A 17,613-nucleotide genomic window follows, 5' to 3' on the forward strand; every position below is an offset into this window, starting at 1 on the left:
AAGGATGATGCGGTTCGCGTTCTGAGGCGCGAATCACCGCAGTAGTCTCTTTTCCAGATATTGCTCGACGAAGCTGAGGATCGCCTTGGACCGGTAAGCCTTCGCCAACCGGCAAAGGTGGTCTGCGAAGGGTCGATAGCGCTCGTCGAGCTCGCTCAAGTGTTGGGCGTGTTGCACGATGGCACGCATGTCGCCGAGTCGCGCCAGGTAGTGCAGCGTTTCGATCTCCCCCTGCGGCGGTGCCATCAAGGGCGCGGTAAAAGGAGCGGCAGCGGGTACAGCCGTGTGGTCCGCGCCAGTGACTTGCGCCTTGCTCGCTTCGTCGATCCACTCGACATTCATGAGCGACGCGACATGGGACAATAGCCGGCCGAAATCGATCGGTTTGGCAAGAAAAGCGTTTGCGCCGGCCGCGAGACTGTGCGCCGCATCGGTCCCCGAGGCGCTTGCGGAGACTGCGACGATGGGCAGATCCCGGAACTCGGGCATCTGGCGCAGGCGACGCGTGGCTTCGAGCCCGTCCATCCCGGGCATGACCACATCCATCAGGACAAGCGCAGGATGCAGGGTGCGGGTTTTCTCCAGAGCTTCGGATCCGTTGCCAGCCTCCGCCATGTCGAATCCGAGCGGACCCAGCATATCGACCATCACGGCACGGTTCTCCGCCACGTCATCTGCGACCAGGATAGCCTTGCGCGGCCCCTTGTAACCGCTCACGATCCGTCCGGACGCGGCGACAGCCGCCGGGGGCGCCACCACCTGGACATCCAGCTCGATCGAGAAGACGCTGCCAATATCGCGGCGACTCTCGATATGGATGTCGCCGCCCATCAGGCGTACGAGTTGCCGGCTGATGGCGAGCCCGAGCCCCGTGCCGCCAAAGCGGTGCCGGTCGTCGCTCACTTGCTCGAAAGGCCTGAAGATTTCCTCCAGGCGCCCTTCATCTATCCCAATGCCGGTGTCCTGCACTTTGAAACATAGTCGCGCGGGCGGCATAAAAGCGACGCTCAGATGCACGCTCCCCTGCTCGGTAAATCTGATCGCATTGGAAAGCAGGTTGAGCAGCGCCTGACGCAGCCGTATTTCGTCCACCCGGACAGCCGCGGGCAGATCGGGCGGCATGTCGCAATCGAAGGCGAGTCCCTTTTCCGTTGCCTTGACCCGCATCGTCTCGGCAACAAAACAGACGAACTGTTCGAGCGGAACGTCGGAAAGATTGAGTTCCATTCGTCCAGCTTCGATCTTGGCTATATCCAGGATGTCGTCGATGAGCGTCAGCAGGTGTTCGCCGCTGCGCTGGATGACCGCGAGTCCGTCGATCTGGCGTTGATCGAGTGTCGTGTCGCGTGTGAGGATCTGCGCGTAACCAAGAATCGCGTTCAGCGGCGTACGCAGTTCGTGGCTCATGTGCGCGAGAAAGTCACTTTTTGCCTGGTTGGCCGTATCTGCATGTTCCTTGGCCACGGCGAGTTCCGCTGTCCGTTCGCGGATCATGTCTTCGAGGTGCTCGCGGTAGCGCCGCAATTCCGCTTCGGCATGCTTGTGCTCCGTGATGTCGCGTGAGATGCCGAGCAGGAACTGCGGCACGCCGCGCACATCGGCGATCGGGATCTTCATCGTGTGCACCAGGCGCACGCCATGTCGCGTATGAACCGGCTCTTCCGGTATGTCGATCATGTGTCGCGACTCCAGCACGGCCCGGTCCTTGAGCGCGAAGAATTCAGCCTCCTCGGTGGGAAACAGGTCGTGGACGGACCGGCCGAGGATCTCCTCGCGCCGGTAACCGAGAAGTTGCTCTGTCGCCTTGTTGCAGCGCACGAAGCGCAAGGTCGCGGCCTCCCTGACGAAGATCATGTCCGGGATGTTTTCGACGATGCTGTTAAGAAAGTTCTCGCTTTCCCGGACGGCGTCTTCGGCGTGCTGACGTTCGGCGATCTCGGCCGCCTGACCCGCAAGCGCCGTACTGAGTTCGGCCGTGCGCTGTGCGACGCGCGCCTCGAGTCCGGCGTTGAGCTCCTTCAACGCATCCTCGGCCTGGCGGCGCCGGCGCCGGTCTTCAAGGAACTGCTCGACTGCGCGCGCCATATCGGCAATCTCGTCGCCGCCGTGCACAGGGACTACGGCTTGCGTGCTCCCGGCATCGCCGTGCCGCAGAAAGTGACTGACGCGGCGCAGGCGCGCCACGACATGGCGCCCGAGGAATTCGCGGGCGATTAGCCAGGTGAGCAGCAGGCTCACCGCGACTCCACCTGCCACCCATTTGCGTGTGCGATCTGCGCGAACGGCCAGATCCTGGACTGCTTCGCGGTAGTCGCGCGTCAAATAATCGGACTGCCGTTGCGCCGCGACGGCCAGAGCCTCGGCCGCGCCGCGCAGATCCTTGTCGAGGCTGGTCAGCGACACGCCCGGCCGTTGCCCATCCGCCGGCGCACCCCGAGTGCCGAGCGCGGTCTCGCGCACCTGCGCCTCGATGTTGACGATGTTGCGAAAGCGTTGGCTCGACCGATAAAGCGTCAGCGCGTCGACCTCTGGGTCGTCGCTTGCGGCCGCGGAGGCCAGGCGGTCAACCAGGCGGTCGAAGGATGCCAGCTGTTCGAGCACATGCCGATGGGTCTCGCGCACGGCATCGATCGTATCGTCGCGAGACAACTGCAATGCGAGGCGTTCAATGGTCAGCGTGTGCTGTACCAGATCCTGCGCATCCGCGAGGCGCGTGAGCCGCTCTTCGGCCAGCTGGCGGATCGAGTGGGCCGAACCGGTCAACGAGTAAATCGTCGTGGCTCCGACGACGACCACCAGCGCGGCCAGGCACGAAACAACGAGCGCAAATTGAGCGGTGAGCGATTGTGGGAAAGGCAGTTTCACGGTCGTTGCCAGATCTGACGATAAATGTCGCGATAGCCGTTGTCAGGGTCGTAGAGTAGACGATCGCCGCCGTCCGCGGCGACGTTGTCCGCCGTCACCAGATGCACCGGCGTCACGTAACCCGTGACGCCGACGCCCGCGAAGAGTCGGTTCATTTCGTCGACCAGTTGCCAGCCGTGCAGATTCAGGGGTTCGGCCACGGTGCCGGTCTGGAACGTGCCGGTGCGGATGCGCAGGAAGGCGGACTCGCTGCCGTCGCCAGCCGACAGCATGATCATTGCAGCGTTCGGCATTCCCGCCTGAGTCAACACCGGGGCGGCGTAGTCGAAGTAGATGTCGTTGATCGCCAGCGCACAGTTCCAGCGCGGGCCGTAACGCGCGAGCAGGGCGCGTGTCGTCCCCGGCACCAGTTCCCGGCTGCGCGAAATCGCCACGTCGCGCACTTCAAGCAGGGTACAGCCACTGCACGCGCGAACGACGGCAGCCATTTCATCCGCCTTGCCTTGCGCAATTCGGAAATTGGAATCGGTGAAGATGACGACACCCGCATGCCCGCCGGACTGCACGATGGCCGCCAGCGCGGTCACGCGCGCGACCTCGAGCGGATCCGTCGCCACGTTCATCGCCACGGGCGTGCCGGGCACCGGTCCGGCCCGGGCCGCGACATGCCAGCCGACGATCGGGATGTTGTTCTCGGCAAACGGCCGCAGTGCGGGGAGCAGCGCGCGTGCGTCGCCGCCGGCGAGGATCAGACCGTCGGGGTGGCTTGCCAGCGCATTCGCGAGCATCTTCAGACGCAGGTCGGCCGCACCCGCGGAATCGAAGATCCTCACGCGCCAGCCGATCACCTTGGCCGCCTCCAGTACACCATCGACCACACCGAGGATGCCGCCGTTGCGCAAATCCTCGGTGACGACCGCGATGTGTTTTCCAGATTGCGCGGGTGGCCCCTTGCGTGGCCCGTTCCAGGGTGCAGCGGGTCGCGAAGCGGCGTCGACCACTCGCCTGGCCAAGGCCAGGAAGTCCGCCGCGGCGACCGGGGCTCCGGGCGCAGGGCCAGGCAATAAATCCTGCGCGGCGGCGGCCGGCAGCACACACGCGCAAGCCAACGCCAGAAGGAAGCCCTTCATGCTGTTCCCCCCATGGGCTCCGTCGAGGTCGATTGGGGTTGCCCAAAGCCGCTCGCGGATGACCTTTTTAGCAGGATATTACAAGCCGATTCCCGCGTGTCATCGGTCATGCGCTGGCGCAGATTGGATCAAGCGTGGTCGGCACTCAACTGCAATGGTCTGATGGTCAGTGTTCGCCACGATTGCGCAATCAATCGTTCATCGATCGCAAGCCATGGAGTTTCTCGACTGCAAGCAGGTACGACAGCATGACGACTGGCAGTGTCGTTTGGCACGGAAGCCGCTTCGCCGTATCCGGGGTTGAGGAATGGCGGTGAAACGGTCGAAACTGCATCTTCCCGCGATCGGGCTGGGAACATGAGATTTCGCGGGGCGACGTCGGGTGTTACATCATCTCGGGTTTCGCCAGCCGGGTGCCATCGCTAAAGCGCGTCAATCGATATGGCTGTGTCTCGATCCCAGTCGCGTCGTCTGTCACGATGCGGCTAACCAGCATGCCGGCTCCCGGTCCCAGCCCGAATCCATGACCGCTGAACCCCGAAGCGATCACAAGGCCCGGCTTGCTCTCCACGTGTGACATCACCGGCACCAGATCGGGCATCGTGTCGATCGCGCCTGCCCACGCATGAGCGATACGCAATCCCGACAGTTCGGGAAAGACCGTCGCAACGTTTTGCAGTGCACGCGTCGGCCACTCGGCATCGGGCACGGGATTGAGAACCCGCGTCACCTCGAACGGAGAGATGTCGTCGTGGCCCCAGTCCGCACTTCCTTCGGGGCCGCCGAAGAAAGGTTGCGCGATCCGGAATTTGAGCTTCTTGTTGAGTTTGCTGCGGAACATCTGGCGAAACTTGACCGCGTGCCGCAGGTTCTGTGGCGCGATCTCCATGCGTCCATAGCCCGGCACCGCGATCGTGTAGCCGCCGTCCAGCCGCCGCCGCATCGCGAAGTTCGGGCCGGAGAAGCACCCGTCTATCACGGCCGGCGCTTCCGCCGTGCGCAACGCGGTGCCGATCACATTGACCGCCGGCAGATCGATCCCATGGTGCCGGCAGAACAGGGCGCTCCACGCGCCGCCGGCCAGCACGACGCTGCTCGCGCCAATCCGGCCGCGCTCGGTCCATACGCCGGAGATTCGACCCGCGCTGCTATCGAGTCCGCGAACCGCACAGGTCTGATGCACGCGCGCGCCGAGTCGTTGCGCGCCTCTTGCGATGGCGGGCGCTGCTCGCGACGGCTCCGCGCGTCCATCGGAATGCGACCACACGCCGCCCGCCCACTTCGCCCGACTATGCGGAACGCGCGCGGCCAGTTCTCGAGCCGACAGCAGCTGACTGTCGAAGCCGAGCGCGCGCGCCTTGCCGAGCCATGTTTCCCACTGGGCGACATCGGCAGACTGCTCGCTTGCGTACAGAATGCCGCTGCGCCGAAAACCGATGTCCTCGCCGAGTTCGTCGCTCAACTCGCCCCAACGCTTCAGGCTCTGCATCGCGAGCGGCAACTCGTAAAGGTCGCGGTTCTGCTGACGCACCCAACCCCAGTTGCGCCCCGACTGCTCCGCGCCAATGATGCCTTTTTCGAGCAGCACGACCGATACGCCGCGCCGTGCCAGCTCGTAAGCGGTGCTGACGCCGATAATGCCGCCGCCGATCACGGCTACGTCGCAGCGATCGGGGAACCCCTCGCTATTCGGGACTTCGTCGATTCTTAGCATGTTTGAGCAACCATGATTGACATGAGCAGCCGGGTACCGGGTGCGTACGCTGTCAGAAGATCACATAGATCTTCCGCAGCGTTTCATCGATGTTCCAGAGTCCTTCCGTGTTGGCTTGGAAAAATAGCGTGTCGCCGGCGGCGAAGCGGACCGTGTCTTCTCCGTCGGGCGTGAAGCTGCCGCTGCCCTTGATGAAATGCATCACCTCCGCCTGCTTGACGGAGCGCCGATAGGTGCCGGGCGAGCACTCGAACACGCCGGTATCGATTGCTTCGTGACCGGGAATGACGTACTGGCGTCCCGATACACGCGACGGTTCGGTACCGGGCAGGCCCGCGGTTCCCCAATCCTCCAGTGCGGAGACTTCCGCGGCTTGCCTGATCTGCTGAACTTTCATTGCGCTGTTTCCTGTTGTCGTGAGCGGAGGTCGATACGTCGTTCGATCCGGCCTAGCCGGACCACGGTGACGCCGGCGCGCAACTGGCGCAGTGAGGGCATCACCAGCATGCAGTCATCGTACGGAGTCGAGACTGGCTGACCGTCGGACCATGCGATCACGGTGCCGGCCTTGTCGAACGTCTCGAGGCCGGTGTAAGGACCCGCGAAACGGAAATCCATGCTCCTGGCGACGACCGGTTCGGTCACGCGCACGATGCGCATTTCGTCGGGCAATGGCGCGATCCAGCCGGGCGGCAGGTCGGCTGCGTCGACGATGCCCGACAGCAACAGAAAGCGCGCGGTGCAGTCGCGCGCAACCGTCACCGCGCTGGCTTCCCAGTGCTGGCCGCATTCGATCAACAGGGCATTCTTCGGACTCGTGTCGTCGCCGAAGCCCTCGTAGTCGCGCATCCGGCGGCCTTCGGGATGGCCTTCGTCCTGAATCACGGTGGCGGGCGTGCCGAGCCGCTCGGCCAGTTCGGCTCCCTTGCGCAGCGGCCCCGCGACGATCAGCGGCGCGCTTTTTTCATGCATCGAATGCAGGTCGAGCAGCAGATCCACTGTGTCGATCACCGGCCGCATCGCGCGCGCACGATCGAGTTCCGACGAGCGGGTCGCCAGATCGTCGAGCTTCGCGGCGGTCCAGACACGGTTGAAGTCCTGATCGACGAAACGCGCTTTGTCTGGTGTCGCGGGATCGAACCGCGCATACGCGGCGACGTTCGCGAACGACAGCGTGAGCTTGCCGCGGCGCGGGCGCAGGCCGCTGCGCAACAACGCGTCGACGGTGATCGCGCCGCACACTTCGTTGCCATGCGTGAGCGCATTGATCATCACGTGCGGCCCGGCTTGGCCGGAGTCGAACGAGTGCACGTATGCAATGCCGGTATTGCCGTCGGCGTGCGCCGAGAGGTCCGGAAATTCGACTTCGATCGGATAGGCTTCCATGTTTACTCCAGACCTCCCTGACACAGATACTTGATCGACAGATAGTCATCGAGACCATACTTCGATCCTTCGCGACCGTAGCCGGATTCCTTCACACCGCCGAACGGCGCCGATTCTGAAGCGAGCGCGCCTTCGTTGATACCGACGATGCCAGCTTCCAGCGCGCGCGAGACACGCTCGATACGGCGCATGTTCTCGCTGTAGAAGTACGAGGCGAGCCCGAACGGCGTGTCGTTGGCGGCCTGCACCGCTTCCTGCTCGCTGTCGAATGGGAACAGCGGCACGACCGGGCCGAAGGTTTCCTCGCCGCACAGCACCATCGACGACGTGGCGTTACCCAGCACCGTGGGCGCGTAGTAGTGCGGTCCCAGCTCGGTGAGCCGTCGTCCGCCCGTCAGCACGAGTGCGCCGTTCTCGAGCGCGTCCTCGACATGACGAGCGATCTTGTCCACAGCGCGCTCATTGATCATGGGCCCGATCTGCGAGGCGGGGTCGCTGGCGGGTCCGACCCGCAGTTCGGCCACCTTCGCGCACAGCAGCGCGGAGAAACGTTCGTATACGCCGCGCTGCACGAAGACGCGGTTCGGACACACGCAGGTCTGCCCGCCATTGCGGAATTTCGCGGCCAGCAGGCCATTGACCGCGGCATCGAGGTCGGCGTCGTCGAATACGATGAACGGCGCATTGCCGCCGAGCTCCAGCGAGAGCTTCTTCAGCGTGCCCGCCGATTCGCGCGCGAGATGCTTGCCGACGGGCGTCGATCCGGTGAACGTGATCTTGCGGACACGGCTGTCGGCGAGCCAGTCGCCGACCGTCTCGGCCGCCGCCGCACGCGAAGCCGAGATCAGGTTGAGCACGCCGTTCGGCACGCCCGCCTCGTGCGCCAGCATCACCAGTGCGATCGCCGTAAGCGGCGTGTCTTCCGCGGGTTTCGCGACCACCGTGCAGCCCGCCGCGAGCGCGGGTGCGATCTTGCGCGCGATCATCGCAAGCGGAAAATTCCAGGGCGTGATGGCCGCGACGACCCCAATCGGTTCCTTGACCGCGCTCATCCGTTTGCCGCGCTGCTGCTGCGGAATCAGGTCGCCGTAGATGCGGGTGGCTTCGTCGGCGAACCACGCGACGTACGACGCGCCATAGTTCACCTCGGCGCGTCCTTCGGCGAGCGGCTTGCCTTGTTCGAGTGAGATCAACGCACCGAGTGCGTCGCGATTCGCGACGATCAACGCGTGCCAGCGGTGCAGTACCGCCGCGCGTTCGCTGGCCAGCCTCGCGCGCCACGCGGGCAGCGCTTTAGCGGCGGCGTCCGTGGCCGCTCGCGCGTCGCTGGGGCCGCTGTCGGCAACTTCCGCGATCAGCTTGCCGGTTGCCGGATCGGTGACCGCGAAACGCCGACCGCTCGCGGCGGCGACCCACTCGCCGTTGATGAAGTTCTCCGTGCGGATCAGCGCGCGGGCCTGTTGTTCGAGATTCGTGCTCATATGAGGTCTCCGTGCCGGTTGGCATGCGATGGCAGAGCGCCCGACGCGCGCCGGGCAGTCAGTGCTGCCTGCTCTGTGAGTGATCAGGACGGGTTGGCGACCCGAGCCGCGATCGCCGCGCCGACCTCCGTGGTCGATGCGCTGCCGCCCAGGTCGCCCGTGCGCGGGCCTTCCTTCAGCACCCGCGTGATCGCGGCGACGATGCTGTCGTGCGCATCGCGCTCGACACCCGCGCCGTGGCCGAGAAAGTCGAGCATCATCGCGGCCGACCAGATCATCGCGACCGGATTGGCAATGCCCTTGCCGGCGATGTCGGGCGCCGAGCCATGCACCGGCTCGAACAGCGACGGAAAGCGCCGATCGGGATTCAGGTTGCCCGACGGCGCGATGCCGATCGTCCCCGTGCACGCCGGCCCGAGATCGGAAAGGATGTCGCCGAACAGGTTCGATGCGACCACCACGTCGAAGCGATCCGGGTTCAGCACGAAGCGCGCGCACAGGATGTCGATGTGATGACGGTCCATCTTCACATCCGGGTAGCGGGCGGCCATTTCATCGGCGCGGGCGTCCCACCACGGCATGCTGATCGCGATACCGTTGCTCTTCGTTGCAACCGTGAGTTTTTTCGCTCGACGCCGTGCAAGGTCGAACGCGAACTTCATCACGCGCTCGGTGCCGTGGCGCGTGAAGATCGACTGCTGCATCACGACTTCGCGCTCGGTGCCCTCGAACATCGTGCCGCCCACCGACGAATACTCGCCTTCGGTGTTTTCGCGCACGATCATGAAGTCGATATCGCCCGGCTTGCGGTTGGCGAGCGGACAGGGCACGCCTTCGAACAGCCGCGCGGGGCGCAGGTTCACGTACTGGTCGAATTCGCGGCGGAACTTCAGGAGCGAACCCCACAGCGAAATATGGTCGGGCACCTTGTCGGGCCAGCCGACCGCGCCGAACAGAATCGCATCGCAGTCCTGCAGTTGCGCCTTCCAGTTGTCGGGCATCATCTGGCCGTGTTGCGCGTAGTAGTCGCACGACGCCCATTCGATATGGCGGTAGTCGATGCCGATGTCGAAGCGTTTGCATGCGGCGTCCAGCACGCGCAGGCCTTCGGGCATCACTTCGGTGCCGATGCCGTCGCCGGGAATCACGGCAATGCGGTATTTGCGGGTCATACGTCTCTCTCCTTGCCGTGATCGCGCGCCGTCTGCCGACGCCGCGCGGATGGCGAAATGGGGTTGCGTTCGGGGGCCGGGCCGCGCATGGGTATCAGTAGCCGCGTGTCCGGTCGATCAAGCCGTTCATCCGCTCGCCGCTGCGATAGCGGCGCAGGTTTTCCAGTATCGCATCGACGGCCGATTCGGGCCGCGTCGCGCTCGCGATATGCGGCGTGATGCGCACGCGCGGTTGCGCCCACAGCGGATGGTCGGCGGGCAACGGCTCCGGGTCGGTGACATCGAGCACCGCGCTGTGAATCTGCCCGCGTTGCAGCGCGTCGAGCAGATCGGCGCTGACGAGTTGCGGTCCGCGGCCGACGTGAACCAGCGACGCGCCTCGCGGCAGCATGTCGAATACCCGCCGGCAGAGCAGGCCGCGCGTGGCGTCCGTGAGCGGCAGCAAACAGATCAGGATGTCGGCACGGGCAAGCAACTCATCGAGCCCGGCCTCGCCCGCATAGCAGTCGATCCCTTCGAGCTCATGCTTCGAGCGGCTCCAGCCCGCGCAGGCGAAGCCGAACAGCCGCAAACGTTCCAGTACCGCGCGGCCAAGCATGCCGAGGCCGAGCACGCCGATCCGACGCGACGCGGCGGCGCGCAACGGCATCGGCTGCCAGACGCGCGCCCGCTGCTGCAACCCGTAATCGAACAGATCGCGGTGAATCGCCAGCACCGCCTCGGTGACATATTCGACCATGCCTTCGACGATGCCCGGCTCGAGCATCCGCACCACCGGCAGATGCGCCGGAATCTGCGACAGATCCAGTTGATCGACTCCCGCGCCGACCGAAAACACCACTTCGAGATTCGGCAGCGTGAGCGCGAGGTCTCCCGGTTGCCACGCGACCAGATAGCGCACGGCCGTAGGATCGCCGATGTCCGGCCACACCTGGAACGGCACGTCGGGCGCTAGCTGCGCGAAGCGCTCGGCCCATAGCGCTCCACGCACCGGATCGGCCTTGTAGAGGACGGTCATTGGCGGTTACGCCATCGCCTGATTGATGATGCCGAACGCGCGCCAGCCCGGGTCCGGGGCCACCTCGCACAAGTCGGCGGGCGCGTTGCGCACCATCTTTTCGACCGAGTCGACGCGCGGCATGCCGACATGGGTCAACCAGTCGTTGATGCCGGCGTCGTCCGGCACGTCGATCCGCACGAAGTCGCCGGCGTGCTGCGCGAGCCAGTACGAAATCAGTGCGCGGGCACGCAGATCGTCGGACCCATGCTGCGCGACCACCGGTCCAACCGAGTAGCCGCGTCCGAACGGACGGAACAGCGAGAAACCGACCACTTCGCCGTCACGTTCGAGAACCACGGCTTGCGCGAACCCGAGCAGCGCCGGTATCGTCGCGCTGCGGTCGAAGCCGCTCGCGCGCGACGCGAGTTCGATCAGCTTCGGCGTGTCGTCCGGCCTCGCGGCACGCAACTGTTCGCCGGGCGGCGGCGCGACAGCGGCCACGCTGCCGAGCGTGCCCTGATGCTGGGTGAGTCCGCCGCAGCTGACGAAGCCGAGCTTTTCATAAAGCGGCTTGCCCGCGACCGTTGCGTGCAGGAAGGTCACGCGGTTGCCAAGTTCTTCGAGCACCAGTTCCATCAGCTTGCGGCCAATGCCACGGCCCTGTTCGTCCGGCGAGACGATCACGAGGCCGAGCGTGCCGCGGTCCGCGCCGAATTTCCAGCAGAGCGCGGTGCCGATCACGGCGCCATTGTCTTCGGCGACGAAGCCGGTGCCGGCGTCGTACATGAAGCGCCAGTCATCGGCGCGGTGCGGCCAGCGCACCGCAACCGAGAGGCCGTGCGCGGCGGCGATGTCATCGGAAGTGAAGCGGCGATAGGTCAGTGATTTCTTCACGGTTGATTCGGACACTGCAAACTCCTGCTGGCGGCATGAACAGCCTAGACTGTGGCATTCCCGGTGCCTGCTTCATAGGACGATCTTTTTGTTATTCGGGCCGGTGTGTGCTCGGGTCTGCTTCACGGCGGCAGCGACGCGCAACGCAATTGCACAGGTATTTTTGGCGTTCACCCCGCGGGTGCTATATTCAATATAATGCTGAAAATTGAACGGGCGTTCATTGTAACGAGGCGGCTGGCGTCTCGTCGGATGCGACCGTGCGCGCCCAGCACAACAACCGCACCGGCGGCACATGGGCAGCCGGCCGCAGCGTCATCAACGGGAGACACATGCAGCGAACCGAGCTCAGCAAGAAGCGCACGGCCGACCCCGGTCCCGGCGACGTCGGCGCTCGTCTGCGCGCGCTGCGCGTCGCGCAGGGTTTGTCGATCAACGAACTGGCGATGCGCGCGGGCGTGTCGGTCGGCACCGTCAGTCAGGTCGAGCGCAACAAGGCCAATCCGTCGGTGCGTATTCTCGAGCGCCTGCGCCTGGCGTTGGAGGTTCCGCTGACCGCGCTGCTCGAAGAAGACGACGCGGTCTCGGACCCGATCACCGGCGATTTCGTGCGCAAGGCGGCCGAGCGGCCGCTGTTCGAAGTCGGCAAGAACGGCATGCAGAAAGAATTGCTGTCGCCGCATGGCGATCACGATTTGCAGATGATGATCATCATGCTGCCGGCCGGCTCCGGTTCCGAAGAGGTGCTGGTGGGCATCGGCGAGAAGGCGGGCCTGGTGCTGGAAGGCACGGTCGTGCTGAATGTCGGAGACCGGCGCTCCGAACTGCGCGCGGGAGACAGCTTCCAGTTCAAGAGCACGGTGCCGCATAGCGTGCGTAACGAAAGCAGGAAGACTGCCCGTTTGCTGTGGATCATGAACACGCAGCCGCCCGTCATTCATCTTTGATCTGTTTGTTGTACCGGAGCCGCATGTCGTGTGGCAAGCGGCGCTGTCTTCCCTCTCTTTTCCCCGCTCGCTCTGACGCGTCGCGTCCGGTTCGCACGGACGGCGGCTGACGTCAACGCCTTTCTCTCATTCACTTTTCGGTTTTGCATTGCACGACGGAACGGGCGTGTCGCGTCGCCTCGCCTCGCTCGTGCGCGCCCCAGCCGTGTGGGCTTGCGGCCCGTGCCCACCAGTGCGGCGGTGTGCTCTCCGAGGCAGGCAATGTATTGCAGCGCACAACGAACTTTTCACACAGTTTATTTTTGACCACTAGTATTTCATTTCGTGTTCATTAAAATGAACTTCATCCGATGTTCGTTCATTCGGCGGTCGCGATGGCGAACAGCAGTGCCGAGTGGTGCCGCAGTCATCAGTGCGTATGCGCACGCGGCACCACACACTTGAACCTACTGATCAGGCCGGACATGTCCACTCCGTCACTCGATTTCGATCCTTCAGCCGTGCCGTTGCCGCAGGGGCATTTCATTGGCGGTGCGTACTATTCGGCGGGCGAAGCGCAGATCGCCGTTCACCGGCCATCGGACGGCGCGCTGCTTGGCCATGTGCCGGACGCGTCGGACGCCACCGTCGATCACGCAGTCAGCAATGCGCTAGCGGCATGGAAGACGAGCGGCTGGGGCACCCGCTCTCCGCGCGAGCGCGCGAAGGTGCTGAGCCGCTGGGCCGATCTGATCGATCGCGATGCGGTGAGCCTCGCCCAACTCGAAACGGTCAGCTCGACGCGTCCGGTGACGGAAAGCTATACATCAGATGTGCCGTTCACCGCGGAGGCGATCCGCTTCTTCGCGGAGCTGGCCGACAAGCTCGGTGGCGATATCGCGGCCACGCGCCGCGACAGTCTCGGTTTTGTTGCATCGGAGCCGTACGGTGTGATCGGTGCGATTACACCGTGGAATTTTCCGCTGTCGATGTGTTCATGGAAGTGCGGTCCCGCGCTCGCGGCGGGCAACGCGGTCGTGATGAAACCGTCGGAAATGACGCCGTTCTCGACGCTGCGTCTCGCGGAACTTGCCATCGAAGCCGGCATTCCGCCCGGCATCTTCAACGTGGTGAATGGCCGTGGAGCGACGGCGGGCGCCGCGCTGACGCGTCACCCAGGCATCTCGAAGATGAGCTTCACCGGTTCGACACGCACGGGCGCCGCGATCATGAGCGACGCCGCGATGCACGGCACCAAGCCCGTCACGCTGGAACTCGGCGGCAAGAGCCCGCAACTGGTGTTCGAACATGTGCGGGACCTCGAGCATACGGCGCGCTGCGTCGCCCGCGGCTTTACGGCCAACGGCGGCCAGGCCTGCGTGGCCGGCACGCGGCTGATCGTGCACGAGCGCATTGCCGAGCCGCTGATCGCCGCCATTCAACGGCAACTGCAGCCGATCGAGCCCGGCCCGCTGTGGGACAGCCGCACCGCTTATTCGCCGATCATCAATGCCGCCCAGGCGCGACGCATCGAAGCGCTGATCGGGCAGAGCCGCGAGAGCGGCGCGGAAGTGATCTTCGGCGGCGGTTTTTTCGAAGGCACCGACGCAGGCTATTTCCACCGCCCGACGCTGCTCGCCAATGTGACTTCAGAGACGCCCGCCGTGCGCGAGGAACTATTCGGCCCGGTGCTGACGGTACAGACATTCGCCGACGAGGAAGAGGGCATCGCGCTCGCCGCGCATCCGATCTACGGTCTCGCGGCGGGGGTCCATAGCAGCGACATCGGTCAGGCGCTGCGGGCGATGCGCCGCATCGCCGCGGGCACCATCTGGATCAACCGTTACGGCCGCAGCGGCGACATGATCATTCCGACGGGCGGCTTCGGCCAGTCCGGTATCGGCAAGGATCTCGGCCGCGAAGCGATGGTGGCGAGCATGCGGCACAAGAGTGTGCTGATCGATTTCGAAACGCTGTGAAGCACGGCTTTACACCTGATATACGCAAGCATCAACCGCACTGATTCAACCCGAAACTGAACCCCGAGCCTGCAACCAGGTTCGCCACGACGACAGGATGTTGACCATGATCGATTTCGAGCCGAAGTACATCACTTTCGACTGCTATGGCACGCTGACCAACTTCCAGATGGGCCAGACCGCGCGCGAGCTTTACGGCGACAAGCTGGACAAGGCGAAGATGGATGAGTTTGTCGAGTTCTTCCGTGGCTACCGCCTCGACGAAGTGCTGGGCGCATGGAAGCCCTATCGCGACGTGGTCGTGAACTCGGTGCGCCGCACCTGCGAACGCACCGGCGTGCCGTTCGACGAAGCGACCGCACTGAAGATCTACGAGGCCGTGCCGAGCTGGGGCCCGCACGCGGACGTGCCGGAAGGGCTGTCGCGACTGGCCTCGAAGTACAAGCTCGTGATCCTGTCGAATGCGTCGAACGACCAGATCCACAGCAACGTCGACAAGCTCGGCGCGCCGTTCCACAAGGTCTACACCGCCCAGCAGGCACAGGCGTACAAGCCGCTGCAGAAAGCCTTCGAGTACATGTTCTCGCAACTGGACTGCAATCCGGAAGACGTGCTGCATGTGTCGTCGAGCTTCCGCTATGACCTGATGACCGCGTACGACATGGGCATCAAACACAAGGCGTTCGTCAACCGCGGTCACGAGCCGCTGAACCCGTATTACGGCGTCAACGAAGTGTCGGGCATTCCGCAACTGGCATCGCTGCTCGGCCTCTGATTCGCACGTCCGGCCTTCTCACGACATCGCTTCCCGCGCGCCGCTGAAAGCGGCGCAACCAACCGACAGGAACGCATCACGATGAAGCTCGACTCCTACTGGCTCGACACTGCGCCACGCTTTACCAGCGGCGCCCAGGGTCCGCTACCGCAGCGGGTGGACGTTGCGGTGGTCGGCGGCGGCTTCACCGGGCTGTCGGCTGCGTTGGAGCTGGCCAAACGTGGCATGTCGGTGATCGTGTTCGAGGCGGGCCGACTCGCGGCGCAGGCATCGGGCCGGAACGGCGGCCACTGCAATACGGGCGTCGCGCAGGACTACGCGGCGTTGTCCGCGCGCATCGGCAGCGAACGCGCGTCGGAGTTCTACCGTGCGTATGCCGGCGCCGTCGAAACGGTGAAAACGATCATCGGGGAGGAGCAGATCGATTGTGATCTGCGCCACTCCGGGAAGATCAAACTCGCCGCTAAACCGCAGCATTTCGCGTCGCTCGCGAAGTCGTACGAGGTGTTGCGGCGCGAAGTCGATTCCGATGTCGAACTCGTGCCGCCCGAGCAGATTCGCAACGAGGTCGGGTCGGACAGCTTTTTCGGCGGCCTCGTGCAACGCAACGGCATGCAGATGCACATGGGCAAATTCGGCGTGGGTCTCGGCACGGCAGCGGCACGGCGTGGGGCGCAGATCTACGAGAACACGCCGGTGACGAACCTCAAGCCGCTCGGCGGCAACGCGTTCGACGTGCAGTGTCCGCTCGGGACGGTACGCGCCGAGCGCGTGCTGATTGCCACCGGCGCGTCGCAGGTCGGTCCGCTGCAATGGTTCCGGCGCCGCATCGCGCCCGTCGGCAGCTTCATCGTCGCAACCGAGCCGCTTGGCAAGGCGCGCCTCGATGCGGTGTTGCCGACGCGCCGCTCGTATGTGACGACGCTGAACATCGGCAACTATTTTCGTGCCACGCCGGACGAGCGTCTGCTGTTCGGCGGCCGCGCGCGCTTCGCGATGTCGAATCCGCGTTCGGACGAGAAAAGCGGGCGGATTCTGCGTGATGGGCTCGCGGGCTATTTCCCGCAACTGGCCGACGTGCGCATCGATTATTGCTGGGGCGGCCTCGTCGACATGACGGCCGACCGGCTGCCGCGCGCGGGCCAGCATGAAGGACTGTTCTATTCAATGGGCTACAGCGGCCACGGTGTGCAGATGTCCGTGCACATGGGTCGTCTGATGGCCGACGTGATGTTCGGCGCCGCCTCGCGCAATCCGTGGCGAACGCTCGAATGGCCCGCGATTCCAGGACATTTTGGACGCGCGTGGTTTCTGCCGCTCGTCGGCGCGTATTACAGGTTGCAGGATGTACTGCATTGAATGGATCGACTGATCGCTACCGTTAGATGGTCGGGCAGCGCGTAGATTGAAAATCACTATTCCCAGAGGAAATCCCCATGTTGCGTTTCATGTTCCAGCCTGCAGCCGCCGTCCGCTTCAACACTGTGCAGCGCTTTGCCGCCGGCGCGGGCTTCGCGATGACGATGATGTTCGGCGCCGCCCACGCTGCCGAAACGGCGACGCTCACCGCCGGCTCGCCGCCGTCGAGCGCGCCGACCACGTTCATGAACGTGAAGACGCAGCAGATCGAAGGCCTGATGCCGGATGTCGTCAAGGAGATCGGCAAGCGCGAAAACTTTAACGTGTCGTACGACGCGGTGCCGTTCTCGGCGCTGATCCAGTCGGTGGTATCGGGCAAGATCGACATCATCGTTGCCGGCATGACGCCGACGCCGAAGCGCGCCGAAGTGGTCGATTTCTCGCAGCCGGTGACGGCGTTTGGCGAAGGCATCATCGTGAAGGACACGAACAAGGCGGTCTATCACTCGGTGCAGGACCTGAAGGGCATGACGATCGGGGCGCCGACCGGTACCGACTACGGCGATCAGTTGAAGAAACTCGGCATCTTCACCGAAGTGAAGATGTATGACAGCCCCGCCGACATGACGCGCGATGTCGCGCTAGGCCGCATCGTCGCGGGCTTCAACGACTATCCGATCCTGAAGGCCCAGGAAGCAGCGGGCGCGATGGCGGGGACGCGGGTCGACGACGCGTATGTGCCGATGGAAAAGTTCGACATCGCGATCGCGGTGAAGAAGGGCAACAGCGCGCTGATGGCGAAGATCAACGACGCGCTGACGAAGATGAAGGCCGACGGCACGCTCGACGCGATCCTCAAAAAGTGGCACCTCGTGAGCTGATTGGCTTCGCGTGAAAGGAGCCGTGCCCGCGGCGACGCGGGACTCGTCCTG

General features: G+C 64.5%; 14 protein-coding genes. 5 read left to right on the forward strand and 9 right to left on the reverse strand.

The window, feature by feature from the left end; genetic code table 11:
• Positions 1-33: 33 nt before the first annotated feature.
• From OKW35_RS13715 to OKW35_RS13755, 9 genes are all read right to left on the reverse strand, one after another.
• Positions 34-2,865, reverse strand: coding sequence for an ATP-binding protein (locus OKW35_RS13715; RefSeq protein ID WP_429552300.1), 2,832 nt, complete (start codon positions 2,863-2,865; stop codon positions 34-36).
• A complete protein-coding gene (locus tag OKW35_RS13720; protein ID WP_429552301.1) occupies positions 2,862-3,995 on the reverse strand; it encodes a substrate-binding domain-containing protein in 1,134 nt (377 codons plus the stop codon). Before OKW35_RS13720 ends, OKW35_RS13715 begins: the two co-directional genes overlap by 4 nt.
• 385 nt (positions 3,996-4,380) lie before the next feature.
• Positions 4,381-5,709, reverse strand: coding sequence for an NAD(P)/FAD-dependent oxidoreductase (locus OKW35_RS13725; RefSeq protein ID WP_184068244.1), 1,329 nt, complete (start codon positions 5,707-5,709; stop codon positions 4,381-4,383).
• 52 nt (positions 5,710-5,761) lie between these two features.
• Positions 5,762-6,106, reverse strand: coding sequence for a cupin domain-containing protein (locus tag OKW35_RS13730; protein WP_187613530.1), 345 nt, complete (start codon positions 6,104-6,106; stop codon positions 5,762-5,764).
• A complete protein-coding gene (locus tag OKW35_RS13735) occupies positions 6,103-7,095 on the reverse strand; it encodes a M14 family metallopeptidase (protein ID WP_429402493.1) in 993 nt (330 codons plus the stop codon). The genes OKW35_RS13730 and OKW35_RS13735 overlap by 4 nt, the downstream gene beginning before the upstream one ends.
• A 2-nt stretch (positions 7,096-7,097) precedes the next feature.
• Entirely contained in the window at positions 7,098-8,576 is a 1,479-nt protein-coding gene (locus tag OKW35_RS13740; protein ID WP_429552302.1) for an NAD-dependent succinate-semialdehyde dehydrogenase, read from the reverse strand.
• A gap of 83 nt (positions 8,577-8,659) precedes the next feature.
• On the reverse strand, positions 8,660-9,748 hold the full coding sequence (locus tag OKW35_RS13745) for a tartrate dehydrogenase (protein ID WP_429552303.1): 1,089 nt from the start codon (positions 9,746-9,748) through the stop codon (positions 8,660-8,662).
• 94 nt (positions 9,749-9,842) lie between these two features.
• Positions 9,843-10,766: a 2-hydroxyacid dehydrogenase gene (locus OKW35_RS13750; RefSeq protein ID WP_429552304.1), complete on the reverse strand. Its 924-nt coding sequence runs from the start codon at positions 10,764-10,766 to the stop codon at positions 9,843-9,845.
• Positions 10,767-10,772: 6 nt separating this feature from the next.
• The gene (locus OKW35_RS13755) at positions 10,773-11,657 is read right to left on the reverse strand and encodes a GNAT family N-acetyltransferase (protein WP_429552305.1); all 885 of its coding nucleotides are present in this window, start codon (positions 11,655-11,657) and stop codon (positions 10,773-10,775) included.
• Between the two features lie 317 nt (positions 11,658-11,974).
• Here OKW35_RS13755 and OKW35_RS13760 point away from each other — a divergent pair, with 317 nt between their 5' ends.
• From OKW35_RS13760 to OKW35_RS13780, 5 genes are all read left to right on the forward strand, one after another.
• Positions 11,975-12,589, forward strand: a complete 615-nt coding sequence (locus OKW35_RS13760; protein WP_090811100.1) for a cupin domain-containing protein — start codon at positions 11,975-11,977, stop codon at positions 12,587-12,589.
• A 464-nt stretch (positions 12,590-13,053) separates the two neighbouring features.
• Positions 13,054-14,547: an aldehyde dehydrogenase family protein gene (locus OKW35_RS13765; protein ID WP_429552306.1), complete on the forward strand. Its 1,494-nt coding sequence runs from the start codon at positions 13,054-13,056 to the stop codon at positions 14,545-14,547.
• 106 nt (positions 14,548-14,653) lie between these two features.
• Positions 14,654-15,322: a haloacid dehalogenase type II gene (locus tag OKW35_RS13770; protein ID WP_090811879.1), complete on the forward strand. Its 669-nt coding sequence runs from the start codon at positions 14,654-14,656 to the stop codon at positions 15,320-15,322.
• 81 nt (positions 15,323-15,403) lie between these two features.
• A complete protein-coding gene (locus OKW35_RS13775) occupies positions 15,404-16,681 on the forward strand; it encodes an NAD(P)/FAD-dependent oxidoreductase (protein ID WP_429552307.1) in 1,278 nt (425 codons plus the stop codon).
• Between the two features lie 77 nt (positions 16,682-16,758).
• Positions 16,759-17,562, forward strand: coding sequence for an ABC transporter substrate-binding protein (locus OKW35_RS13780; protein ID WP_429552308.1), 804 nt, complete (start codon positions 16,759-16,761; stop codon positions 17,560-17,562).
• Positions 17,563-17,613: the final 51 nt, after the last annotated feature.

Origin of the sequence: Paraburkholderia sp. MM5477-R1 (assembly GCF_050436385.1) — a bacterium.
In the GTDB taxonomy this organism is placed as follows: domain Bacteria; phylum Pseudomonadota; class Gammaproteobacteria; order Burkholderiales; family Burkholderiaceae; genus Paraburkholderia; species Paraburkholderia tuberum.

Bases quoted from the DNA above. Each gene is read 5' to 3' on its own strand.
- OKW35_RS13735 (WP_429402493.1), bottom strand. From the start codon at position 7,095: ATGGAAGCCTATCCGATCGAAGTCGAATTTCCGGACCTCTCGGCGCAC.
- OKW35_RS13775 (WP_429552307.1), top strand. From the start codon at position 15,404: ATGAAGCTCGACTCCTACTGGCTCGACACTGCGCCACGCTTTACCAGC.
- OKW35_RS13740 (WP_429552302.1), bottom strand. From the start codon at position 8,576: ATGAGCACGAATCTCGAACAACAGGCCCGCGCGCTGATCCGCACGGAG.
- OKW35_RS13770 (WP_090811879.1), top strand. From the start codon at position 14,654: ATGATCGATTTCGAGCCGAAGTACATCACTTTCGACTGCTATGGCACG.
- OKW35_RS13780 (WP_429552308.1), top strand. From the start codon at position 16,759: ATGTTGCGTTTCATGTTCCAGCCTGCAGCCGCCGTCCGCTTCAACACT.
- OKW35_RS13765 (WP_429552306.1), top strand. From the start codon at position 13,054: ATGTCCACTCCGTCACTCGATTTCGATCCTTCAGCCGTGCCGTTGCCG.
- OKW35_RS13760 (WP_090811100.1), top strand. From the start codon at position 11,975: ATGCAGCGAACCGAGCTCAGCAAGAAGCGCACGGCCGACCCCGGTCCC.
- OKW35_RS13750 (WP_429552304.1), bottom strand. From the start codon at position 10,766: ATGACCGTCCTCTACAAGGCCGATCCGGTGCGTGGAGCGCTATGGGCC.
- OKW35_RS13725 (WP_184068244.1), bottom strand. From the start codon at position 5,709: ATGCTAAGAATCGACGAAGTCCCGAATAGCGAGGGGTTCCCCGATCGC.
- OKW35_RS13730 (WP_187613530.1), bottom strand. From the start codon at position 6,106: ATGAAAGTTCAGCAGATCAGGCAAGCCGCGGAAGTCTCCGCACTGGAG.
- OKW35_RS13720 (WP_429552301.1), bottom strand. From the start codon at position 3,995: ATGAAGGGCTTCCTTCTGGCGTTGGCTTGCGCGTGTGTGCTGCCGGCC.
- OKW35_RS13745 (WP_429552303.1), bottom strand. From the start codon at position 9,748: ATGACCCGCAAATACCGCATTGCCGTGATTCCCGGCGACGGCATCGGC.